The organism is Enterovibrio norvegicus DSM 15893, assembly GCF_900115495.1.
Lineage (GTDB): Bacteria > Pseudomonadota > Gammaproteobacteria > Enterobacterales > Vibrionaceae > Enterovibrio > Enterovibrio norvegicus.
Genome location: NZ_FOWR01000024.1, coordinates 1 through 21944 on the forward strand (window position 1 = coordinate 1; position 21944 = coordinate 21944).

Genomic DNA, 21944 nt, shown 5'->3' on the forward strand with positions numbered 1-21944 from the left:
AAGCAGCTTCGTATGGATAACGGGCCCGAGCTTATATCTGAACAATTAACCGACTGGTGTAAAGCTCATGATATCGAGCTTATATATATCCAGCCTGGCAAACCTCAACAAAATGGATTTGTAGAGCGCTTTAATGGCTCATTCCGCCGGGAGTTCCTCAATGCCTATTTGTTTGAATCCATAGAACAGGTTAGAGATATGGCATGGGTGTGGATGTGTGATTATAACGAAGAACGTACCCACGAAAGCTTAGGAAACATCCCTCCGACCGAATACCGGAGGAAATTGGAAACCTCTAGCTATGCATTGTCTCGCTAAAGGGGAAGTGGACACTCTCACAGAACGTCGTTGAACTGTTTCTTAATCACAGACAACAGGTTGGGCGAAAGCGGCGACACCGAGCTTGGGAAGGTTGCCACCACATCGCCGTTTGGATTGATCAGGTATTTGTAAAAATTCCACCTTGGCTCGACACCCGCTTGACGTGTTATTTCAGCAAATACCGGGTTAGCGCCGTTACCTCGGACATTGCTTCTCGCCATCATCGGAAAGGTGACACCATAATCGAGGTAACACACCTTGGCGCTGGCTTCTTCACCACCTCGATCTTGATTAAAGTCATTCGACGGAAAGCCAATCACGGCGAAATCTTGGTCTTTGTATTGCTGATACAGGGTTTCGAGTTGATCAAACTGAGAAGTAAAACCGCACTGGCTTGCCGTGTTCACCACCAGCAAGGTCTTACCCTGAAACGCCTCACACAAGTTCACGGTATCCGTGGAATTCAACTTACGTTGTGAGCCTTTCAAAATATCAGGGCAACTCGCTGCGAAGGCGAGGTTGCTCATGCAAAGCCAGCCAATACCAATCATCATCATTGCTTTCATGTGTGTTCTCCGCCTTTGTCTGTGAGAGAAAACTTCAACAAGCAAACGCAGCGGCGCGCGAATGCGGTTGAGCGATAGATATTGATACTGGCAAAAACGAAAAGCGATCATAACGCCTCAGTATGCTGCAATGCATCCACACTCGCATAAGCGACGCGGTTGCGGCCTTCTCTTTTGGCTTGATACAAGGCGTGGTCAGCCTCTTGTAACAGTTGATCGAGATTCTGAGTGCTAGTCCATGTCGCCATGCCGACAGAAATGGTGACATTCACGAATTGGTTTTCGAAGAGGACATCCGTGTTCTCGACAGCCAACAGTAAGCGCTCAGTCATGGCTTTTGCTGCATCCTCTGACACGTTTTCCATGATCACGGCGAACTCTTCACCCCCCAGGCGTGAAAGCAAATCGGTTTTGCGTAACGACAGGCTAAGTGTTTTCCCAACTTCACGAAGAACGCTATCCCCACAGGCGTGGCTGAATGTGTCATTCACCTTTTTGAAATGATCAACATCAATCATCAGTAGGTAGACATTTGGGGCGGTGTTGCGCTTTGCTCGCTCAATAAAATGCTGAGCGCCTTCGAAGAAAGAGCGTCGATTAGGTAACCCTGTGAGCAAATCAGTTCGGGCTTCTTTTTCTGCCAGTGCTTTTGCTTCATAAAGCTGTTTTGTTTGCTCTTTGACCCTTTCTTCGAGCACGTGGGCGGCGTTTTCTAAGTGCTGACAGTGTTCCGCTTCAATGCGCTGCTTTTCTTGCTGCATGTGCTTGAATCGCAGGATCATGACTGAGGTCAGCAATAACACTTCCACTAAGCCTCCGAAGTAAATCAGCCATTCCGACAAGGGTGTATCGGCGATATAGCCTCTCAATCGCAATGACGCCAACGCCATCCCAATGACAAAAAATACCCAACTCCCGGTGAACAACAGGGCATGAGGCACCTTTTTTTTGTGTGCATAAATGCCAAGCGGTGCCAGAAGGAAAGCGCCAATTGCGGTGAAATCAATGATGACCCTCGACAGGTAAGGCTCCCCCAAGAGGTTAAGTATCACGCCAACAACATCAATCGCCACCACGGCAAGCAAGAGTTTATCAATACGTGGAAAATGCTCAGACACATTCAAAAATTGACGGACGAAGAGGAGTGCGATGATCTGGCAAAGATTGATTTGAAGCACAACCATCCATAATTCGTAGTGGTTTGGTGCGATGAAATAGCTCCATACCCCGCTGAAAGAGGCAAAGAGTGAGGCGGCTGAAAACGCGAACGCCGCGTAATAGAGAAATAAGCGGTCTTTCGTCGCGAAAAAGGCGAGTAAAGTCGCGATACCCATGGCGGTTTCCACACACAGTAAAATCATCAAGAGTGATAGTTCAATGTGTGATGAGCGATAAAAGGTATTTTCGTCCCAGATGCGCATCGAGTCGAACCGATGCATGGGGAAATCACTGCCTTGAAACAGACGATAGTAAACGTCAACGGTCGAATCAGGTGGAATGGCAACAGAAAACGCAGGCCTGTAAAAAGAGACTGGCCGCGTGTCGTTGGGTTGGTTATATGCAAAATGCTGATGTGTAAATGTGCCGTTCTCTCTCTTCTCTCCCTTCTCTCCCATCTCTCCCTGCACTCGCGTGTAAAGATCGATCGTCTCAACGGACGCGTCAACATATTCAACAATGACAGTTTTCTGAAAAGGTTCAGGGTTAAATAGCTGAAACGTTATCCAAGATGGAACGGTTGAAAACCCTCGGTTTACGACGCCTTTTTCGGGGTGTTGCCAGCGTTGAAGAGACACAGCATCATCAATGGTGAGTTGATGGGAGGGGTCTTCAACATAGTGATAGCGATCAACCGTCGAGGCGCCACTTTCCCACAGAGATAGATCAATGGCTGTATCGGCGTAAACAACACCTGCACCACCAAAAGCGATAAACAGGAAAATGAAAAAGGGTGATAATAAATTGCGAATCCGACGTCGCCACATGCATCTACATCCCTGCGGTGGTTTGGCTAAGCGTTCAAATGCCTTAGTCACTGCATCTAAATCGCACTGACCATCATGGCCATTTGGATCAACGTAGTGGAGATAGCATGCTGAACGTGGGTGCCCATTCAGCATGACATCTACAAGCACTAAATACTGATACTGTTGGGTATCAAAGAGGGCAATTGCATCATGTAAGGCATGGGTCTTGAAGCATTACGCTGATGAATGTCGATTTCAATTTTATTTAACCTCATGTGGAATGTGCTCAATATCGGCGCCACGCGTTTATCGGTGAAATAATGGATTCGTGGATCATCGGTATAGTGGCCCAAGGTATCGTATTGCACCCCCGCCAAGAGGTAAGCAAAAGAGGTTTGATACAGTGCGACATCCAGTGGTGGAAGCCAACTGACAACGTCTTCTTTGCGCAGTGGTTCACGGCTTCCTGGCATGGGTTTATACAAGGTGCCGGTAGCGCCTGGGATATACGACATGAGAGGGTATTGGGCAAAGTTCACCGAAGCATGCTGCGCACTGGCGGTATAAATGATTTGTGCCACAACACGGCAAAGGTAATCGAAGTCATCGATTTGAACTGGGTGCTTGTCATCCCCCGTGGCAGTGAGTCCCTCCAAGCCTTTTACCGCTGCACGTTTTGGATTAACCAGTTCGTTAACCCAAGCCTGCAATTCCACATCCTCTAAGACCATGTTGTTGCGTTCTTCCTTAGAACGGCCTTCGTAATAGAGGGACAGATAATCAACCACAAAGTCATGGATCGACGCCCAAAGATCCATCGTGTCTTCCCTAAAGGGGAATGACGGCAAGGCGTTTTTTTCGACACCGCGTTGACCAAAGATCTTATCTGGATATTGGTCATCAAACCGGCGTTTTTCATAAGCTTCAACCAGCACCTCACCTGTTTCTTGATGCGAGGTTGAAATCACCGAAGCCACCACACCGCCTGGCACCATTAAACTGGTGTAAGCGCCGTTATTGATGTTCAACGTAAATCGGAAGTGGGGCTTTAATAACACCATCAGTGGATGCGCTTGTGGTAATTGTCGATGCGAAGCCACAATAATCGGCTCAATCACTAAATGGCATGCCCCTAAATGCGCAATGGTTTCATGCTCAATCGTACATGCATTTTGAACCACCATTTTTGCAAGTAGCCACTTAGCGCCATCACAGTCATTGTTATTGGTGCAGTCATTTGGCGTGAAAATGGGCGTGGTGTCGGCATCAAAATGCTGCCCTAATTGAATAGCGATAGGTTGTAACGCGCCGTCAGTAGGAAAGCCACTGGGCGGTGACGCGCTCCAATAAAACAACGCAATGGGCGCTTCTGGGTAGCGGTGTAAACCATGCAGTGGCGCGCCCTTTTTACCTTCAAACATGGCGTAATCGCACACGTACAATAAACCTTTGTTTGCGGCTTCGGTCAGCGTCAACGTGATGTCACCACTGACGTTTTGCAGAATGTCATCAGTGACGGGCATTTTTTCTAGCAACTCTGACAACAAGCACACGTTCTCGCACGCCGCTTTTTCGGTTCTCACCCCCCTTAAATTGGTGGTGTTGAACCCTGCAATTTGCATATAGCCAAAGTACCAATCTTGCAGGCAAATGGGCTGTTCATCATCCGGCATCCACGCTTTACGTTCGATATCCATTGCTTGCGGTGTAGGCAGCGAGTTAAAGAGCAGCTCATAATCTTCCAGCCCTTTCGCTTGCAAGTAATCCTTTCCACGTTCCTCATTCAGCGTGTAATAAAGCGTATTTTTAAGAAAAGCAGTAAAGCCTTCAGACTCAAACTCTTTCGTGACTTTGCTGAGACCTTCCACGATATTGGCCAAATCTTTCGGGAGATGAGAAAGGCCTTTGAGCGCAGCCTCGATGGAATTAGGCACTTCTACTAATGCGTCTAACAGGGCTTTCGTTTGCTCGACATCATCGATCAAAGCCAACGGTGAACTTGATGATTTATGCGCTTTCAATGTGAGGTAGGCGTCATTGACCTTTTTGATGGTTGAGGAGACATCACTCGTTAAGTCGTCTTCTATCTCTCGTTCAAGCAAAGACAGGACAACATGGGTGAAGTTTTCCAGTAAGGGCAAAAATACCTTGGTCACTTTGGCTTCGTATTCAAGCGTAAACGCTTCACCTTCAGGCAGCCCGGCAGACAGAGAAAGTGGTTCAAGATAACTAAACATATAGTTGTATGACGCTTGTGAAACCGAGACCTGAAAGGCTCTATCTTGCATGTCTTTCTCAGACAGACCTTGAGGAAGTGATGGGATAATGGGGGTCTTCTTGCGGTGCATGTGCTTTCCTTGCCTACAGGCCTTTCTGATGCTTTCGCTGTGAGCATTTAGATAACGCAATGAGACATAGCGTTATCTAAATGATTCATTTGTGAGACAAAGAAACAATAACAAAAGCATCAATACAAGTTCGTACGCGGAAATTCAGGCGCACAACACAAACATCAATAATTGAGACAGATATTTAATTAAATTGTAAGAAACAGAATGTCATTACACATTGACCCTGGCGCAGGGAAGGCCGTTTTAATACGCGCGTTCTGAGAAAAAGAGCAGCACAACAAAAAAGAGCTGCACAACACTCAATGTCTTACCGGATGTCAGCGTAACGGCTCATAGAAGATCCAAACATGCTCGTCAAAAAGCAAAGCTTGTGATGATGGAAAGGAATCCTGCATTGTCGGTACAAAGCCATGCCTTTTAGTATCCCTAGAGCGAGGAAACGCTAAGTAATCAGCGTCTCCCGATATCAGAATCAGACTGAGAAAAGGGATTAACCATGAGTAATGTAAAGCAAGAAGTGGAGCTCGCAAACCGTGACTACGTTGAAAACTTTGGTGATAAAGGGCAATTACAAATTCCCCCTAGCCGACAGTTTGCGGTGTTAACATGCATGGATGCACGGTTAGATCCTGCGAAATTTGCCGGGTTTGCTGAAGGCGAGGCACATGTCATTCGTAATGCGGGTGGTCGCGCAAGTAGCGACGCGATCCGCTCACTGGTGTTGTCACATAAGTTGCTTGGCACACAAGAATGGTTTGTTGTGCACCATACGGATTGCGGCATGGAAAAGTTTGACCAACAGACGATGGCAACATTACTGGAAGAAAGCCTGCATACTGCCATTGCCGATCAAACCGGTTGGCACAATGTGACGCAAGAAGGCGGCACCATTGAAGGGCACTTTGTGAATTGGCTGACGATCAATGATCTTAAACACAGCGTTGTTGAAGACGTTCAACGCATTAAAGCAAGCCCAATGGTGCCTAAAGACATTCCCATTTACGGCTATGTTTTTGATTGCGAAACGGGCGAGTTGATTGAAGTTGAAGAGGCCACAAAAGCAGGTGTTGCGGCATAACCAGTAGTGCTTGATGTGCACCTTTGTGCCTATAAAGGCATGTGGTGTGTCAGTCCCTTGAGGCGCACTTAGGGCGCACTCAACAAAGGGGCATGATGTAAATCATGTCCCTTATTGTGTGTTGATACGCCATGAGATCGCGCTATTCGCTCTAGCATTAGGTCGCATGAGTATCAGGTTGTCATCGTGTCAGTATGCAAACCCAATGCCATCCCGTGATTACACTTTTTAAACCTGTTTATCGCGCTCAGCCAAAGCATGACCAGACAGCACCAATAAGCCAGCGAAAATCCCCAGGTTCTTCACGAAGTTCTGCATTTCATGCGCGCCTTCAATGCCTGAGTAGTTCCAGAAATCATGTAACGACACATTGATCACCAGTACAAGACCTGCCAGCAGTAGCGCTACCAGCCAAGTAAAGCGGTTTGCTATCAGCAAAAGCGCCGCACCTATTTGGAAAACACCCGCAAGCCCCAACAAAACAGGGGTGAACGGCATGTCATGCTTTTCCATCAACTGGATATGCATGTCCCACGATGCAAACTTCATGATGCCGGGAATCAAAAAGTACAAAGCCAGCAGGACGCGACCAGCGGTCAGCAATAGTGTGTTCATGTTCATCAATCCTTGAGGGTTAATCGTTGAGAGCGAATGTCTGAGAGCGAGTCTTAGAAAACGAGTCTTAGAGAGCTAGTCTTAAATAGCTAGTCTTAAATAGCTATAGCGGCGAACCGTTTACAGAGAGCGTAACGTCAATGTTGCCTTTTACAGCATTCGAGTATGGGCAAACCTGATGGGCTGTTTTCACTACTTGCTGTGCTTGCTCATCGTCGAGATCTAACGTGACAGCCAAGGCAACGGTCAGCGCAAAACCACCTGCGTCATTTGGGCCTATGCCCACTTCTGCCGTGACAGGTGCTTGAGAGAGTGTGATTTTCATTTCACGCGCAACGTGAAGAATAGCGTTAGAAAAACACGCAGAGTAACCCGCAGCAAACAGCTGCTCAGGGTTCGTCGCTTCACCTGTGCCGCCCATTTCTTTCGGGTAGCTCAGTGCAAGATCCAGCATGTTGTCGTCGGTGCTTACCTGACCGTTTCGTCCTGCAGAAGCGGTTGCTTTCGTTTTGTAGAGTGTCGTCATTGTCTCGCCCTTCCATCTGAAATCTTATCTTCATTTAAATTGTTAGCAATTAAATTGCGCGCAATTAACTTTGAAGGAGTATAAGTCGATCCTAAAATGAAATACAAGTATATTGTGCACAATCTATTTTTTCTAAGGTGTATTGAGATGGCGAGCTCAGTGGAAAAACGTAATGACCATCAGGCAGAAGCGCCTCAGCTTTTGCTTAAAAACCAAGTCTGCTTTTCGCTATACAGCGCATCGAATGCCATGATCCGCGCGTATCGCCCATTACTCAACGCGCTCGATCTGACCTACCCGCAATACCTCGCCATGATGGTGATTTGGGAAAAAGACGGAATTAACGTGAAAGATCTCGGGCATGATCTTCACCTCGACTCAGGCACACTGACACCGCTACTAAAACGCCTAGAAAGCAAAGGCTTTATTGACAGAAAACGCAGCAGTGAAGACGAACGCATTCGTTTGGTGTTTCTCACCGAGCAAGGGCATGCGTTAAAAGAAAAAGCGCGCTCCGTGCCTGGCGCCATTTTTTGTAAAAGCCAATTAGAGAGGGAAGAACTGCAACAACTCAAAGCCACGTGCGAAAGGTTATTGGCGAACTTGCAGTTGTAGCGGGGTGTAAGAAGGCCGAAAAGCACAGGGTTCGTCACTTTTACTTCCCCTGATGTTCCTTCATGAATGGGAGGGAAAGCCACTTCCCCTCCCAGACGTAACAGACTATTTCGCCAGCGCCAAGAGCGCCTGTGTGCTGTCGACATTGCAGTAGCCGAAACCTAATGCCGACATAAAGGCCGCATGCACCTGACTGGCAGGCACAGTGACGCCATTAAACACAAGATCAAGCGTGGCACAGGCATCATGCGCCACATGGCATTCATAGTTAGAATCAACCGCAGCACGCGTGACAGCGTCAACGCACATATGGCTCATTGCACCCACAATCACCAATGTATCCACGTTTAACTGCGCCAGGGTGTGTTGCAGTTCCGTTTCCCGAAAACTGTTGATGTGATGTTTTAAAATCACAGGTTCGTCATCTATGGGTGCCACACTGGCATGAATGTGTGCGCCGTCAGAGTGAGGCAAGAAGAAAGGCGCGTCATTCGACGGAAATTCATGTCTAACATGGATCACAGGCAACCCTTGCTGGCGAAATGCATCGAGTAATGTTGCCGCGTTGGCTGCTGCCGCTTCCGTGCCTGATAAAGCCCATTTAGCACCAGAGTAAGACGGGAAATAATCGTTTTGAAAATCAATCAATAGTAAGGCAGTCTTAGACATAACAGGTTCTCCATTTATCGGTTCGTGTTACCAGTAGAACCCATTATGTCGAGCCTTCACCCCGATTACCGATGGCGAAATTGCCATAAAACAAGGCAAAAATGACAACGTGTCTCCGCATTAGCATTGTTGATTACCCAGGCGCGCTGCAAAGCGCAGTGCATGGGTTGAAAGAAATCTTTCTGTTTGCCAATAACATTATGGCAGAGGAAGAGAGTGAACTGACGTTCTCAGTGTGCATTGTGCAACCTGATCACCTCGCGTCATCAATCCACAATGGCCAGGTCGTCATTTTGCCGCCGAGCGCAGAAGGAGACTATTACCTTCAACCCCATTCCTCGCTCCTTCAGTATTTACATCAAGCCCATCAAGAGGGCGCCATATTGTGCTCAGCATGTGCAGGGGCATTTCTTTTGGCGAGGGCAGGGGTGTTAGACGGGCGCGTTGTGACCACGCATTGGCAGTTGGCTGACAAATTCAGAGCCGCATTTCCCCATACGGCGCTAGAGAGTGAAAGCCTGCTGATCAATGGCGGCGATATCATTAGCGCGGGTGGCCTCATGTCATGGGTCGATTTAGGCCTAGAGATCGTCGCGCAGTATGCAAAGCCACATATCATGCGCAAGCTCGGAAAGTTTTTGATTGTTGATACTGGCAAACGTGAGCAACGGTATTACGAGAGTTTTCTGCCCAAATTTGATCATGGCAATAAAGCCATCTTACAGGTGCAGCACCATATTCAGGCGCATTATCACCAGCCCATGACCATCCCTCATTTAGCGAGCCAGGCATGCATGAGTGATCGAACATTCTTACGGCAATTCACACAAGCGACCACACTAAAACCGACACAATACCTTCAACGCGTCAGGGTACAAAAAGCGTGTGAACTGCTTGAAACCACCACGCAAAGCTTTGAGCACATCGCCCTCAGCGTTGGCTATGAAGATGCCAACAGCTTTCGTAAAGTCTTTCTCAAAGTCATTGGGTTATGCCCTTCCGCGTTCAGGGCGCGGTTTGTGTAAAGCGCCGCCAAGTAAACCTATAAACCTACCCCCGCCCACACCACCGCCACCACGATGAAAGATCCCTGCGAGTGTTCCAGCGAGTTTCCCCTTGGTCTTATCATCTAACTGATAAAGTCATGAATATGTTTGCGAGTGATATATCACTAGATGTTGTGTTTGATTGACTTTGCTTCCACTGTTTTTAACGTGTCGATATTCGTGTTAACAGATTGTTCATCAGCGAGGTCATCAAATGGAATTGAAGGACCGCTACTACACCGTTTTAGACGCCTTACCTGAGCATACATTTATCTTCTCGGAGTCTGGGGTATACATCGATGTTTACGGTGGGGAAGATAACGCCACAGGATTCGACTGCAAGCAGTTCATCGGTTCATCGCTGTATGACGTCGCTCCCGCTGAAATGGCTGAAACGTTTCATTCGTATATTAAAAAAGCGCTTGAAACGAATCAGGTACAACTCGCCTCGTATAAGTTCGATACCGATAACATGATCGAACTCCCTGACCATGTTATCGCGCCTGAACAGATTTGGTTTGAAGCCACCATTAAACCTATCCCACTGATTGAAAACGGTGAGCGCACCGTTGTGTGGATAGCGAAAAATATCACTGAGCGCCATCTCTTGGAAAAACGTCTCAAAGAGCTGTCTGAAACAGATGATCTTACAGGCATCGCCAACAGGCGCGCTTTTACCGAGGAGTTGCGAGGTGCACTGAAACGGTTTCAAACCGCCAATTCGCCTTTCTCTGTGCTTATGCTCGACATCGATCACTTCAAGCAAATTAATGATTCGTTAGGCCATTATTGTGGAGACGAGGCGATTCAGTTCACGGTTAACTTATTGAATAAAAAACTGACGGGGTCTGATTTTTTCGGGCGAATTGGCGGTGAAGAGTTCGCCATTATCCTTTGGGATTCAGGGATAGAATCGGCCTACCAAAAAGCAGAGGAACTAAGACGTTTGCTAGAAAGCAGTCGCTTCGTGGCAGAAGAGAAAAAAATAAAACTGACGGTGAGTGTCGGTGTCACCGAGGTTCGTGAATCAGACGACAACATAAAAAGTATCATGGCAAGAGCCGATACTGCGATGTACCACTCGAAGAAAACGGGCAGAAATAAAGTCAGTCGTTTCTTCTCAAGCCACGAAAAGAAAAACTGAGATGTTAAATAAAGAAACTGATGGTTTCTCCTTGCCATTACAACGAGGACCTTTCCAGAACAATGGCGCAACACCCTGGTTCTGCGAGTTGAATATGGGTACGCCGGGACAAACGTTAAAATTCTGTTTTGATACAGGGAGTAACTTTAACTGGGTGACGTCTAGCCTTTGCTCTGATGATGGTTGCCAACATTATGCGAATGGTCGCTTCATGTTTTCTGAATCATCAACCTTTGAATGGATTGATCAAACCGGGACAACGGTTGATTTCGGCCCGTGGGGGTGCATGGAAGCTGAAGAGGGCAGAGATAAACTTTGTATGCCTACTCAAAAGGCATTGGACACCTGTTTATTCATATCGTTGTACCTGTCTAAAAAATATTCAGGTACACAGTTTGATGAGCTGGACTGGGATGGCGGTATTGGGCTACCTAGCGGCGAAGTGTCTGAAATTCCTCTCGATAAGCTGTCTGGTGCTTTCAGGCTCGCACAATCTCACGCAGGGCAACCTATTCACTCCCACTTTTTTCTCGATCTTATGGAAAAAGGGTTCGTCAGTAAAAAGCGACCATTTATCAGTTTTTTAAGCGACATGAGCGAAGAGAAATCGGCGAGAGGAACCGTTAGCTTTGGATTGCTCGATGACGCGTATTCAACGTCGCTTGAGTACCTCTTTTTACCGTGGGCACGTTATCGGGAAGAAGTGCCTTACCTTTGGAGCGCCGAGAATGCCTCAATAAGCGTTGGCGATAACCTTATTGGGGAAGATCTCTATTTTACCTTGGACAGTGGCTCTTCTCAGTTCAAAGGAGACAAAACAGTACTGAAAAAGGTTTTTGAACAGACGACAGAGAGCAGTCCTGTGGTTTCGATTTCTCTGACCGACAGTGGGGGTGAGGAATATGGGTTGTTGGAAATCACCAGTGATGTATATCGATGCGACATTGAGGAAGGGCAGCACAAAGGGCAAGCGGTCTCACAGTTTCAGTCGCTGACGCAGGCGGAAGGCATGTTATTGGTGGGCTCTGTATTGATGGACCACTTGTACACGGTTTATGAATACGAAGAGCCATCAGACGGCCAATTGGCACCCAAAGGTGTGTGGATTTTTAATAAGCCTGATGGACCAAAAATTATCCAGACCAAGCAAAAAGAGCCCGCAAGTCTATTCAATACGCTAAAGGCGAAATAATGCATAAGCAATTAACGGGAATTTGGCACAATGATTTCCACTCTAAAATGGAACTCCTTGCGATAGAGAATAGGATCATTGGCCGATATAGCTCACACACTGGCTCGACAGGGGTTTATCAACTGGTAGGTCACTGCTCTGGTGAAGCCCCAACCAAGGAGATGGGGCAATCTGTCGCGCTCTCCATTTATTGGAAAAACATCGCTGAAGGTGAGAAAGATGAAAGCTGGCATTGGGTCGGCTCTATGGTTGGTCAACTTCAGCATGATGGAAAGCTAACGCTAACCAATGTGATCGTCGTTTCTGTGCCATTTGGAAACTATCAGCAAGGTAACTTCGTTGATAAGTTGGCGTTTAAAAAGTCCTCAACAGACGTTGATCTTGAGTCAGTAAAGAGTGGCTTACCTGAAGATCGCAACATTGAAGAACGCCCTGTCATTGGAAAGTGGGTCAGTCTCGATCAGCGCCAACTGCTTGATATTTTCCATGTGGAAGGGGCCTCCGGTGCAACGTCAGCATGTTTAGTGTGCGGGGATTCGGAAGTGATGCTTACTGGGTTTATAGACGTCGACGCCGAACCGGGAATGGCGCAAAGCTTATCGCTTTCGGGGTATGAATCAGATGAGCAGTCTGCTTTCTCTTTGTCAGGCATGCTTGAGCCTGGAAAAGATACGATGACCTTGTTTAGCTGGCATGCAGAGCAAACTTCCCCAGATGACAGTTTCATGCAGACACGCATGGACGCGACGTCCTTTCGCAGACTTACAACACGTTAAAATAAGTGGAAAATAAGTGGGACACACACATAACTGGTGTCCTATGAAAGATCCCTGTGAGTGTCTAACCAGTTTTTTAGCGTATCAGTGTGTTGCAGCATTTGGCGCATGTCTTCGCTATCCCACTGATCAAAGCATTGATCCATCACGGGAAGAAAACGCATGAAAGCGGCTTGCACTTTACTCAGCCCTTCCTCGTTGATTTTTATCCACTTCTTCCTGCCATCCGCGTCATCTTTTCGAATATCAACGAGCCCCTGATCCGCAAGTTTATTCACCACCTTGGTTAATCCCGGCTGGTTCATTTGCATCACCTGAGCAAGCTGGCTGATGGTTTGCTCGCGTTCAGGTTGGTGAGAAAAGTGGTTCAGTAGATTGAACTGTGATTGATTCAGCCCACAAGGCTCAAGCGCTTTACTCAGCCAAGCATCCGTAAGTTGATGAACGATACCTAATGAAATCATTAACTTAAAAGATAATGTTTGTTTTTCTGTCAGCATATGCATCAAACCTCTTGATATATATTCCAAGGAATGTATATTTATTCCATGGAATGTACTTTAACAGAACATGAAAAAAGGGGATAGCGATGAATAGACGGAACTTCATGAAAGTGATGGGAACGGGTGCAGTTGTGTTAGCGGCAGGACCTATGGTGGTGAGCCAAGTCTCGGGCGCAAGCAATGTGTCGTTCAGGCCGACACTGACCTACACCGACATACGCAAAACATTGATTAGCTATGCCATGCTATGCCCCAATCCACACAACATACAGCCATGGAAAGTTGCCTTCGAAGGCAAAGACACCCTGCTGCTTTTCGTGGACAGCGACAGGCTGCTGCCACAAACCGACCCTGTTCATCGTCAAATTCATATCGGTCAGGGCACATTCATCGAAAGCCTCCTTATTGCCGCCACGCACTTTGGGGTGAGGGCGAACGTTCACTATTTCCCTCAAGGCGAATACAGCAACCAAGCATTACAAGACAAACCGGTTGCCTCTATCACCCTCGAACGTGACGACAGCATTACGCCTGATCCCTTGTTCCCGTATTTGCTTACGCGACAATCCACCAAGACCGAATACACCCAGGAACTGCTCAGCGACACCGAATTAAACAAGATAGTGAGCACGGCATCTGGCAGCGATTACCGCATTGACCTAGTGCAAGACAATGAAGGGAAAGCCGCGATGCGAGGCTTCTTAAACCAAGCCATGTTCATCGAAGAACAAAATGCAGACAGAAGCTTAGAGACAATCGGCATGTTCCGCTTCAATGACAAAGAGTATGCACAGCATCGCGACGGTTTCGGGCTTGCTCAAAACGGCGTAACAGGCGCAAAGCGTTGGTTAGCTGAAACATTCTTTGTTTCTCGAGGAGCAGCTGAGAGCGACCCGGCGAGTTTTGGGAAAGAAGGCATCAAGTTGACCGAAGCGGTAACTCAAAGCACCCAGCACTTTGCCTTACTGATCAGCAAAGACAACACCCGCAAAACGCAGGTCGACATCGGGCGCTTATACAATCGCATCAACCTGCTGACCGCCACCATGGGCATCGCCCAACACCCCATGAGCCAAATCTTGCAAGAATACAAAGATATGCTGCCATTGCAGAAAGAATTTAAGCAGCGGTTCAATGTGTCAGAAACAGACACTGTGCAAATGGTATTCAGGCTCGGAAAAGCCCAACGAACGCCAGAGTCACCAAGGCGAGAAGTGAAGGATGTGCTGGTATCCTAAGTAGGACACACACTTTACGAAAAGCATAGGTTTGTCAGTTTCATTGTTCCGTGGGTTTATGCTCAAACATGACAGATGAAGATGAAGATGAAAGCTAAGTCATTGGGCGATAGTCTTTTCATATCGCCAATGCAAAACCATGTTGAGTTTCAATGACAAAAGCACGCGCCTCTCTTATCAGTGTCGACGCGACGCCCTATTACCACTGTGTGTCTCGTTGTGTTCGCCGTTCATTTTTATGTGAATTGAAGAATGTTGTTTGAGGGTGATTTGGCTGTTGTCTAAAAGTGTGTGTCTTATTAGTTCTCCAGAGAATAAGAAAAGGATATGGCAGCGTTAGCCGCTGCCGTTAGTTTTACCGAGTGCGCTCTTTACGCATTGCCATCTAGGTGTTTGTTATTCTTGCGTGGTAAGCGCAAGAAAGTTCCAATCTTCAGGAAAACACGCCTTTAAAGCTGTCTCTAATTCATCACTTGTTGCGTCATCAGTACTGAATTCTGCATCTGAATTCGTGATATTAAATTCAACATCCCAGTGTTTATCTTTTTTGATGGTCTCTGCAATAGCCTGACATTTTATCTCGGAAGGTATGTCTCTAGGGTTTGGTGGAATCACACTTACACTGGCCATTATTTATCCTCAGTTCTTTCTGAGTAAGAAACGACGTCAATCTTAACGTCACCGTCTTGTGCATCATTCAGAAGTTTCATCAGATTGGTGGAGCCCACCACAAGATTATCTAGCGCATTGTCACCACCAGCGGTTCCATCGAGAAGAATGCTTTGACAGAGTTTGGCGGCTGCGTTGTTACTGAAAAAAGTGTTTAACCCAATGAATTGAATTTCACTGGTAAATGAGTGATCTGAAATATTTGCCCTAATACTGCCAAAGCCATCGCAATTAAAGTCTTTGTCGTCTACTACGAGACCAACGTAAAAACCATACCCAAACTGAATGGCATCAGGTCCATCATGTCTAACCGGGTTGGCAAAGCTTTCAGAGACAGTGCAGCAGATGGTAAGAAACGTTTTATCACTGTCATAGGAGGCTGAGAACAAACTGCCGAAGCTTGCCGAAAAGCTATCCTCGTTTTCTACTTTCTGGGTAAACACAGACAGTGCACCTAAGTTAGTTTTCTGAAGGTTTTGGATTTTACTCCATGTTTCATCACCCAAATAGACTGCCGGTGCAGAGAAATTCTCGCTGTACTTGTCTGGAGTACAAAAAACTTTCGCCATGTTCATATCCTTGTGAAATTGAGGTGTCTTAAAATTGAAACAGCAAAAGTAGGTATAGCTAAATATTTATAACTGCCTTAAAAAAAGACCTGGAAGACTAGAAAAACGTGCATCTGATCTCTCTTTTCTCTGGCTTTGTTGGTGCCTCTCAGCGCGCTTTAAACAATAGGTCACATCTAACAAGTGGAGAATAAGTGGGACATATATGGACGCTTCTCGAACGTCAAACCTAAACGCACATGTCGTTTCGCATAGCGAGACGATATTGACCACTGTGTTTCTCGTTATGTCCGCCGTTCATTTTTAAGTGGATACGATGAAAAAGCGCTGGCTGCTGCTATGGCGTATGTTGATTTGAATCCAGTACGGACAGCGATAGCGGAAACTCCAGAAACGTCAGAACACACATCCGTCAAAGCGCGTATTGCGTCATTAAAGAAAACACGAGTGACGCCCTCTAACATGTTTCCCTTCGCAGGAAACCCGCGAGAAAACATGCCTGATGGCTTACCGTTTAGATTGATGGATTACCTAGAGCTTGTTGATTGGACAGGGCGACAAAGCCGAGACGATAAGCGTGGGCATATTGATGGGAAAGAACCGGAGATACTCAAACGTTTAGGGTTTGATTCAGCCCAATGGCTTGCTAACTATAAGCACGCAGAAAAGGGCAGCATGATTGGCACAGAATCGTCCATTAAGGTTGCCTTGCCGTTGCTAGGTCGCAAACGGCTGTGTGGGTTTCGGATACCCGCTGGCTAATACGAACTATCGGGACACACACTTCATCAAACCAAGGCCCCCATCTCTTGGTGTACACCTTACCATTGTATTTTGGAGTGAATCGCAACCACGGTAATCAGCGTAGAGCTGCAATGATAAACCCTGCTACCTTCCTTTTGAGATAAAGGTCAAAGCTCATTGGCTTTGAGTCGGAGAGTCCAAATAAGAGGAAGAAATAGCGGTGAGTGACAAGCAAGTTCCAGATGAAATTAGGGGCTGGAATTGGGGAGCGTTGCTCCTCAATATCATTTGGGGCATACGTTTTAGATGTTACAGAACCTTATGGGTGCTCTTCCCATTTTTTGGTGTTTTCTATCTGTTTGTTGTGGGTGCGAAAGGTAATGAGTGGGCATGGAAAAACAACGAGTGGGAGAGTGTCGAAGCGTTCAAGGCATCACAAAAAAGATGGTCGCGAGCGGCGCTTGCCTATATTGGTGTTCTCGTTTTGTTTTCCATTGTCTTCACCAACTTCCTGACTCATGAGTTTGATAACTCTCCTTCCACCGAGATAGCTCTAGCGACGCTTGAGAAAAGTGAATCCTTCAAAGCCAATATAGGTGTCCCCTATGATTACTCTTTGAAGCATGGAAAGCTTGGTGGTCCTGAATCAGAGGGCTTTGCTGAAATGGAGTATGCTATTGAAGGATTCAAAGGCGAAGGCATACTTTTCTTCAAAGCTAGCCATATTCTCCAGGACTGGACATTGGATTGTTTGACGATTCAGTATACTGACACACAAGAAACTGAGGCCGTTATACCTTGTGATTAGCTATTTGAAAATAGTGATAAAGCAATGGATAAGCTGCAAAAGGCATAAGTGCAGCTTTCTAATTTTGAACCTCACAGATAAAGATATCTCGTCCTTCACCGTTGAATGACTCTCCAACGATGCGCTCTATTTGTGCTAGTTGTTTATGGTTTACATCAGCACCGTCACCCTCTAAATGAAAACCAAATATTCGGTGAACGTCTTCAGGTGTGAGTGCGGTTAATGCGCATTCTTCGAGTAACTCTTCAGTCTTTTTGTCAAAAAATTCGAGTTCAAACATTCTACTTTTCAGCCTTTCTTTCGAAGAGCAATCAGGACACACGCTTTACGCTAGTTGCCGCCTCTATACCTTGAATCAAAAAGTGCTATTTGAGGTTGATTGTGTTGTTTTCTAAATGTGAGTGTCCCATTAGTTCACTTGAATAACGAAGCCTATAACGCGCTTACGAACTGGCGAGAGCAAAACCAAACATCGCGGTATCTGTTTGAAGGTAAAAACGGCGTACCACTGAAAGAAGTGAAAAAGCCGTGGGCGACAGTGTTGGATTTGGCGCAGATTCAAGGCTTTAACTTTCACGACCTCCGCCACCACTTCGCGAGCAAGCTAGTGATGGCGGGCGTTGACCTCAACACAGTTCGAGAGCTGCTAGGACATGCTGACCTTAAGATGACGCTAAGGTACGCACACTTAGCGCCGGAGCATAAGGCTGCTGCTGTTAATTTAATTGGGTGAACGTGATATGTCTAAGTTAGCTTGCCAATCAATAGGGCTAGCTTATTCTGAAATACAGATAGTTTTGATGGTCTTAAATTTATTCCACCTAAGGAGGGTAACAATGGCATTGAACCGGACAGGCTATGCTCGGACGAATAGTATTCTGAGTCGACAATTTTCTTTCCGCGTTTAGGATACAAAGCCCAAACAGCTTGTGTAGGAGACCTTCCTAGTTGTCCATTTTCATTTACGTAATGGATACCAAAAAAGTATTTATGAATTAACTCAGTCAGAGAATAATTTTCTACTGATGAAGATGGTGAATATCTTGAGTCGAATATCAAAAAGTCAACGCTCTTACTATCAATATTCTTTATCTCAATAAAGAAATCTGGGGATATATAAGAATTTACATTACTTTCATTTGCAGATAAAACAGCCACTGGATCACCATTTCTAGCATTTTTCATTCTCCAAATGTTAGGTTCATAATGCAGGGTGACTAAGGTCTTGTCTTTCCTTAATGTAAAGAAATTATTTGGAAGATTTATTGGCCTTTTAGATGGTTTTCCACCAAATGGTTTTTCTTTATAATTCCTCCATTCTTGAGATCGTATTTCAAATCCAATTGAAGATAGCGAATCGATTATCATTATCAAACAACAGAATTCATATATCTTAGTAAGGTGTCTAAGACCATTAAATAACTCACTATCATTAAATGTGACATCTCCTAAAGCATACCAGTCAAAAATAACACCAAATATCCTTCTGTAATGTATATTTCTTGATGCGAAAGGTGTGATTATAGGAGGGTGAAAGGATGGTATTTTTTTAACTCCCATTAAGCCAGAAAGCTTTCTGTACAATAATGTGGATCTTTTCTGTAATCCATCTAGCTTTCTAATTATCTCTGTTATTAATGGCTCTCGATATTTAGATATAATATTATCTAAACTTATATATTCAGAGTAATTATTTTTGATGCCACCTTCTGGGTTTTCTTTAGTGAGGATTTCCTTTATGGTTAAAAGTTTTTTTGTATTTGTGAAAGGTAGCTTAGTATTACAAGGTTCTCCTTAATGTTAGTGTTTTGCTTTATTTTTTCTACTGCACTATCAAAAATTTTTGCTGGTAAGTTGTTAATCCTAACTGTCTGTTCATTAATATCACAAAATATAATATTGGATTGGTTTTGACTCAACCAAATAAGGCCTTCAGGTGAGTCAGGAATCCCCCCTCTTTGTATTGCAATATTTCTTTCTGGAACAGATCTTATGTTTCTAGAGAAAAATGGCCACAATGATTCAATCGTTGATATACCTCTTTCAGCCTCACTTATTAATTTAGATATATTACACTCTTTAGATTGATCATCATTACCTGTACCTTTTAATGTTCTTGAAAAGCACAGGTTAATTACATCATCGAATTTTGATGACATGTATCCCAGCATTTCTTGGCAAAGAGCTTCGTTTTCCTTTGATGCAAGTACATCAATGTTTAATTTTTTACATATGCTTGAATTAGTAAACTCTATAGAGATTACAGTGTTCCCAGCATTATTGAAGAATATGTTGTCATATGCTGATTCATAATTTGAGAATGGTTTTTTGAATGTAGAAATCCAAGTGCTAGACGCATCATCTTTACTATCCAACCTTAGTTTTACTGGAATATCTCCAATGTTTAATATAGGAGAGCCTCGGTCTAAGTTTTTATCTTTAATGATAAAGGAGAATGATAAACTAGCGCTCTCTGGAATCTGGAATCGTTTACCAAAACAGAAGCCTGATTCTATAAGAGTTATGGCTTGAGAGGGGTAGCTCCTCCCCCCTTCTATGTGACAAATAAGATCAAACATTAGTTTATCTCTATGCTGGAAACTTATAGCTATACAGGTTTTGTTCACCAATCATAATTATATCTTTCAGTATTCCAGAACTTAGTTTCATACTGTGAATTTGAAGTATTTCATTCAGGTTGTTAAGGCGTCGACCATAAGCCTCTCCATATCCGGAAATCATTGGTAATACATATTGAGAAATGGCATGATCGAGCGATATGAAATCGTCGAAGTCAATGAGGATGCTATTTGAAACCTCGATGTAATCAAGTATTTTCTTTTTCTTTCTATGGCTAATTATATGTCTTTGCCCTAACTCTATGTTATTTTCAGATAAGCAGTTAGATACATTTTCTAATGCTATTTTTATATTTTCAGGAATTGATTCTCCGTTTGATGAAAACAAATCAATCCAGTCCTTGGCTGGATATTTAGGAAGGCGAATGTTTGAGTCTTTACTTACGGGTGTATTGTTAGTTACGCCATCAAAAAGTATTACAGCCGAACGATCTAGCATTCTAGGAGATAGAGGCTGTACTGTTTCATCTTGGTTGATTGTTCCAATAAACTTGACGTGATCAGGTACGGAAAGTAGTTCTATATCAGGGTGGCCTGTGAATATTTCTCTTTTTGATTCATTATCAGCCAAATCTAAAAATGAGCTAAAGTAGTGTTCAGGCGAACTTAAATTCATTTCATCTAATAGTAGAAGTACAGGTAATACTTTTTCTGAATCGTCGCTTTGAACACTGTTAAGTAAATCCCATAACCCTGTAGGTGCAGAATGGTAAGATCCACTCAGTCCATTGTAGTAACCAAGAATATCCTTCATTGATGTCCAAGATTTTGCAACTGGTATTGTGTGTTGTCTACTACCGAGCTGCATAGCTTTGCCTATTATTTTTACTAAACTAGTTTTTCCACTACCAGGGAGTCCTGATAAAATTGTAAATTGAGATTGAGCTAATGTGACTACTATATTTACTACCTGCTCTCGTGACAGGTTCCGGTCATACTTGCTCAGCGTGACCTCCATCGCATCTATATATTCCTGTCTTGCAGAATGTATAGAGTCCATGTTATTTACCCTCGATATTCCCTCTGACTCCTCTTCCTTAAATAAATTGCTAATAACATTATTTTTAATTGGTGAGGTCATTGCTTTAAATAAAGAGTGGACTCTAACATACTCTTCGGTTAGCTGAGTTGATGCACTAACTATAGTTTTTTCTAGGTCATCTTTTGTATTGTTTAATCCGATATTTAATGATGTTAGACCCGCATGCTCATCTGAGAGTTTTTTGTTTTTTTCAATTAGATCATTTAGGTTTTTGTATTGGTTGTATTCCTCTTTAAATTTAAATAGTTTTTCTTTTATTCTAGATACTTCTTGTTGTAGTTCCTCTTTCTCTTGTTCTAATTCTTTCCTTACTTTATCCTCTGCTTTTGCTCTATACTCTGCCTCCATTTCTGCTTGTTCTTTACGTTTGTCATCTGCTTCTTTACCTAGCTCTCTGATGGTGCTTCTTAGAGAGCTCTCTTTTATTTTAAGTTTTGTTATCTCGTCGTTTATAGTGTTTTCAACAATGTTGAATTTTTCAATTCTATACTTTGTGAAAAAATCTTCCTCGTTTTTATTTAAAAACTCATCTAACTGCTCTTTGCCTTGTTCTGAGTTTAATAGTTGATTGAATAGCTCTGTTCTTTCTTGCTGCCAATCTACTGATTTATTTAATAGAAATAGAGCTCTAGCTAATCTTGTTTTATTATGCTTTGATTTGCTTGCCATATTTACGCTAGATTTTAGTAACTCTAAACCTTTTGAGGTGAGGCCATTGAAAGGCTTTGCCTTTAGTAGTTCAGAGGCATAGTCCTTTAAAATTCTATCATCTTGCATGATATCCATTCTTACTCCACTCTTACTAAAGACTTTGTGTAAATCTTTAGGATTTTAAAGGAAGAGTCTAGGCTCATCTTGGATATTTA

At 44.4% G+C, this 21944-nt stretch carries 22 protein-coding genes and 3 pseudogenes; 12 read left to right on the forward strand and 13 right to left on the reverse strand.

All coding sequences use genetic code 11. The annotated features are described in order from the left end of the window. Positions 1-318, forward strand: a 318-nt coding sequence (locus BM082_RS15295) for an integrase core domain-containing protein (protein ID WP_139218797.1), incomplete at its 5' end; no start/stop codon positions are given. A gap of 17 nt (positions 319-335) precedes the next feature. On the opposite strand, the gene BM082_RS15300 is transcribed toward BM082_RS15295, so the two are convergent. The 3 genes from BM082_RS15300 to BM082_RS15310 all read right to left on the reverse strand — a co-directional run bounded on the left by BM082_RS15300 (position 336) and on the right by BM082_RS15310 (position 5202). Further along, a complete protein-coding gene (locus BM082_RS15300) occupies positions 336-887 on the reverse strand; it encodes a glutathione peroxidase (protein ID WP_017011271.1) in 552 nt (183 codons plus the stop codon). Positions 888-994: 107 nt separating this feature from the next. Beyond that, a complete protein-coding gene (locus BM082_RS15305; RefSeq protein WP_074927586.1) occupies positions 995-2872 on the reverse strand; it encodes a sensor domain-containing diguanylate cyclase in 1878 nt (625 codons plus the stop codon). A gap of 149 nt (positions 2873-3021) precedes the next feature. Further along, entirely contained in the window at positions 3022-5202 is a 2181-nt protein-coding gene (locus tag BM082_RS15310; RefSeq protein WP_074927588.1) for a lipoxygenase family protein, read from the reverse strand. 499 nt (positions 5203-5701) lie between these two features. On the opposite strand from BM082_RS15310, the gene BM082_RS15315 reads away from it, so the two are divergent. Further along, positions 5702-6283, forward strand: a complete 582-nt coding sequence (locus BM082_RS15315; protein WP_017011268.1) for a beta-class carbonic anhydrase — start codon at positions 5702-5704, stop codon at positions 6281-6283. 228 nt (positions 6284-6511) lie between these two features. On the opposite strand, the gene BM082_RS15320 is transcribed toward BM082_RS15315, so the two are convergent. Both BM082_RS15320 and ohr read right to left on the reverse strand, forming a co-directional pair. Then, on the reverse strand, positions 6512-6898 hold the full coding sequence (locus BM082_RS15320; RefSeq protein ID WP_017011267.1) for a DoxX family protein: 387 nt from the start codon (positions 6896-6898) through the stop codon (positions 6512-6514). Positions 6899-7001: 103 nt separating this feature from the next. Continuing rightward, entirely contained in the window at positions 7002-7424 is a 423-nt protein-coding gene (gene ohr, locus BM082_RS15325; RefSeq protein WP_074927589.1) for an organic hydroperoxide reductase Ohr, read from the reverse strand. A gap of 147 nt (positions 7425-7571) precedes the next feature. Between ohr and ohrR the strand changes: the two genes are divergently transcribed. Next, positions 7572-8039, forward strand: coding sequence for a transcriptional regulator OhrR (ohrR, locus tag BM082_RS15330; protein ID WP_017014534.1), 468 nt, complete (start codon positions 7572-7574; stop codon positions 8037-8039). 105 nt (positions 8040-8144) lie between these two features. Here ohrR and BM082_RS15335 read toward each other — a convergent pair whose 3' ends face one another. Then, positions 8145-8708, reverse strand: a complete 564-nt coding sequence (locus BM082_RS15335) for a cysteine hydrolase family protein (protein WP_074927591.1) — start codon at positions 8706-8708, stop codon at positions 8145-8147. Between the two features lie 101 nt (positions 8709-8809). On the opposite strand from BM082_RS15335, the gene BM082_RS15340 reads away from it, so the two are divergent. The 4 genes from BM082_RS15340 (at position 8810) to BM082_RS15355 (ending at position 12866) form a co-directional block, all read left to right on the forward strand. Further along, positions 8810-9733 carry a GlxA family transcriptional regulator gene (locus tag BM082_RS15340; protein WP_074927593.1) on the forward strand — a complete coding sequence of 308 codons (924 nt, stop codon included), beginning with the start codon at positions 8810-8812 and terminating at the stop codon, positions 9731-9733. 235 nt (positions 9734-9968) lie between these two features. After that, entirely contained in the window at positions 9969-10898 is a 930-nt protein-coding gene (locus tag BM082_RS15345) for a GGDEF domain-containing protein (RefSeq protein ID WP_074927595.1), read from the forward strand. Between the two features lies 1 nt (position 10899). Next, positions 10900-12090, forward strand: coding sequence for a pepsin-like aspartic protease (locus tag BM082_RS15350; protein WP_074927596.1), 1191 nt, complete (start codon positions 10900-10902; stop codon positions 12088-12090). Beyond that, positions 12090-12866, forward strand: coding sequence for an avidin/streptavidin family protein (locus BM082_RS15355; protein WP_074927598.1), 777 nt, complete (start codon positions 12090-12092; stop codon positions 12864-12866). The genes BM082_RS15350 and BM082_RS15355 overlap by 1 nt, the downstream gene beginning before the upstream one ends. 41 nt (positions 12867-12907) lie before the next feature. Here the strand turns inward: BM082_RS15355 and BM082_RS15360 are convergent, their stop codons facing one another. Then, positions 12908-13372: a MarR family winged helix-turn-helix transcriptional regulator gene (locus BM082_RS15360; RefSeq protein ID WP_074927600.1), complete on the reverse strand. Its 465-nt coding sequence runs from the start codon at positions 13370-13372 to the stop codon at positions 12908-12910. An 83-nt stretch (positions 13373-13455) separates the two neighbouring features. Here BM082_RS15360 and BM082_RS15365 point away from each other — a divergent pair, with 83 nt between their 5' ends. Next, positions 13456-14607 carry an Acg family FMN-binding oxidoreductase gene (locus tag BM082_RS15365; protein WP_244276026.1) on the forward strand — a complete coding sequence of 384 codons (1152 nt, stop codon included), beginning with the start codon at positions 13456-13458 and terminating at the stop codon, positions 14605-14607. A 152-nt stretch (positions 14608-14759) separates the two neighbouring features. Next, a pseudogene (locus tag BM082_RS25345) lies at positions 14760-14849 on the forward strand (transposase); the annotation flags it as partial. A 154-nt stretch (positions 14850-15003) separates the two neighbouring features. Here BM082_RS25345 and BM082_RS15375 read toward each other — a convergent pair. Together BM082_RS15375 and BM082_RS15380 are read right to left on the reverse strand one after the other, a co-directional pair. After that, positions 15004-15237, reverse strand: a complete 234-nt coding sequence (locus tag BM082_RS15375) for a hypothetical protein (RefSeq protein WP_017016574.1) — start codon at positions 15235-15237, stop codon at positions 15004-15006. Beyond that, positions 15237-15845, reverse strand: a complete 609-nt coding sequence (locus tag BM082_RS15380; RefSeq protein ID WP_017011256.1) for a hypothetical protein — start codon at positions 15843-15845, stop codon at positions 15237-15239. The genes BM082_RS15375 and BM082_RS15380 overlap by 1 nt, the downstream gene beginning before the upstream one ends. A 312-nt stretch (positions 15846-16157) precedes the next feature. Here BM082_RS15380 and BM082_RS15385 point away from each other — a divergent pair. Beyond that, a pseudogene (locus BM082_RS15385) lies at positions 16158-16607 on the forward strand (alpha-amylase family glycosyl hydrolase); the annotation flags it as partial. A 202-nt stretch (positions 16608-16809) separates the two neighbouring features. Further along, positions 16810-17397: a cytochrome c oxidase assembly factor Coa1 family protein gene (locus BM082_RS15390; RefSeq protein WP_074927604.1), complete on the forward strand. Its 588-nt coding sequence runs from the start codon at positions 16810-16812 to the stop codon at positions 17395-17397. 58 nt (positions 17398-17455) lie between these two features. Here the strand turns inward: BM082_RS15390 and BM082_RS15395 are convergent, their stop codons facing one another. Further along, positions 17456-17677, reverse strand: coding sequence for a DUF7683 domain-containing protein (locus BM082_RS15395; RefSeq protein WP_074927606.1), 222 nt, complete (start codon positions 17675-17677; stop codon positions 17456-17458). Between the two features lie 129 nt (positions 17678-17806). Between BM082_RS15395 and BM082_RS15400 the strand changes: the two are divergent. After that, a pseudogene (locus BM082_RS15400) lies at positions 17807-18130 on the forward strand (tyrosine-type recombinase/integrase); the annotation flags it as partial. Positions 18131-18141: 11 nt separating this feature from the next. On the opposite strand, the gene BM082_RS15405 reads toward BM082_RS15400, so the two are convergent. The 3 genes from BM082_RS15405 to BM082_RS15415 all read right to left on the reverse strand — a co-directional run bounded on the left by BM082_RS15405 (position 18142) and on the right by BM082_RS15415 (position 21864). Then, complete coding sequence (locus tag BM082_RS15405; RefSeq protein ID WP_139218798.1) at positions 18142-18981, reverse strand: hypothetical protein; 840 nt, start codon at positions 18979-18981, stop codon at positions 18142-18144. A 158-nt stretch (positions 18982-19139) separates the two neighbouring features. Next, positions 19140-19976: a hypothetical protein gene (locus tag BM082_RS15410; protein ID WP_074927611.1), complete on the reverse strand. Its 837-nt coding sequence runs from the start codon at positions 19974-19976 to the stop codon at positions 19140-19142. Between the two features lie 10 nt (positions 19977-19986). Continuing rightward, complete coding sequence (locus tag BM082_RS15415) at positions 19987-21864, reverse strand: ATP-binding protein (protein ID WP_074927613.1); 1878 nt, start codon at positions 21862-21864, stop codon at positions 19987-19989. Between the last annotated feature and the right edge of the window lie 80 nt (positions 21865-21944).

Bases quoted from the DNA above. Each gene is read 5' to 3' on its own strand.
- BM082_RS15365 (WP_244276026.1), top strand. From the start codon at position 13,456: ATGAATAGACGGAACTTCATGAAAGTGATGGGAACGGGTGCAGTTGTG.
- BM082_RS15360 (WP_074927600.1), bottom strand. From the start codon at position 13,372: ATGCATATGCTGACAGAAAAACAAACATTATCTTTTAAGTTAATGATT.
- BM082_RS15355 (WP_074927598.1), top strand. From the start codon at position 12,090: ATGCATAAGCAATTAACGGGAATTTGGCACAATGATTTCCACTCTAAA.
- ohrR (WP_017014534.1), top strand. From the start codon at position 7,572: ATGGCGAGCTCAGTGGAAAAACGTAATGACCATCAGGCAGAAGCGCCT.
- BM082_RS15340 (WP_074927593.1), top strand. From the start codon at position 8,810: ATGACAACGTGTCTCCGCATTAGCATTGTTGATTACCCAGGCGCGCTG.
- BM082_RS15310 (WP_074927588.1), bottom strand. From the start codon at position 5,202: ATGCACCGCAAGAAGACCCCCATTATCCCATCACTTCCTCAAGGTCTG.
- BM082_RS15345 (WP_074927595.1), top strand. From the start codon at position 9,969: ATGGAATTGAAGGACCGCTACTACACCGTTTTAGACGCCTTACCTGAG.
- BM082_RS15410 (WP_074927611.1), bottom strand. From the start codon at position 19,976: ATGTTTGATCTTATTTGTCACATAGAAGGGGGGAGGAGCTACCCCTCT.
- BM082_RS15320 (WP_017011267.1), bottom strand. From the start codon at position 6,898: ATGAACACACTATTGCTGACCGCTGGTCGCGTCCTGCTGGCTTTGTAC.
- BM082_RS15350 (WP_074927596.1), top strand. From the start codon at position 10,900: ATGTTAAATAAAGAAACTGATGGTTTCTCCTTGCCATTACAACGAGGA.
- BM082_RS15415 (WP_074927613.1), bottom strand. From the start codon at position 21,864: ATGGATATCATGCAAGATGATAGAATTTTAAAGGACTATGCCTCTGAA.
- BM082_RS15300 (WP_017011271.1), bottom strand. From the start codon at position 887: ATGAAAGCAATGATGATGATTGGTATTGGCTGGCTTTGCATGAGCAAC.
- BM082_RS15395 (WP_074927606.1), bottom strand. From the start codon at position 17,677: ATGTTTGAACTCGAATTTTTTGACAAAAAGACTGAAGAGTTACTCGAA.
- ohr (WP_074927589.1), bottom strand. From the start codon at position 7,424: ATGACGACACTCTACAAAACGAAAGCAACCGCTTCTGCAGGACGAAAC.
- BM082_RS15380 (WP_017011256.1), bottom strand. From the start codon at position 15,845: ATGGCGAAAGTTTTTTGTACTCCAGACAAGTACAGCGAGAATTTCTCT.
- BM082_RS15305 (WP_074927586.1), bottom strand. From the start codon at position 2,872: ATGTGGCGACGTCGGATTCGCAATTTATTATCACCCTTTTTCATTTTC.
- BM082_RS15315 (WP_017011268.1), top strand. From the start codon at position 5,702: ATGAGTAATGTAAAGCAAGAAGTGGAGCTCGCAAACCGTGACTACGTT.
- BM082_RS15335 (WP_074927591.1), bottom strand. From the start codon at position 8,708: ATGTCTAAGACTGCCTTACTATTGATTGATTTTCAAAACGATTATTTC.
- BM082_RS15375 (WP_017016574.1), bottom strand. From the start codon at position 15,237: ATGGCCAGTGTAAGTGTGATTCCACCAAACCCTAGAGACATACCTTCC.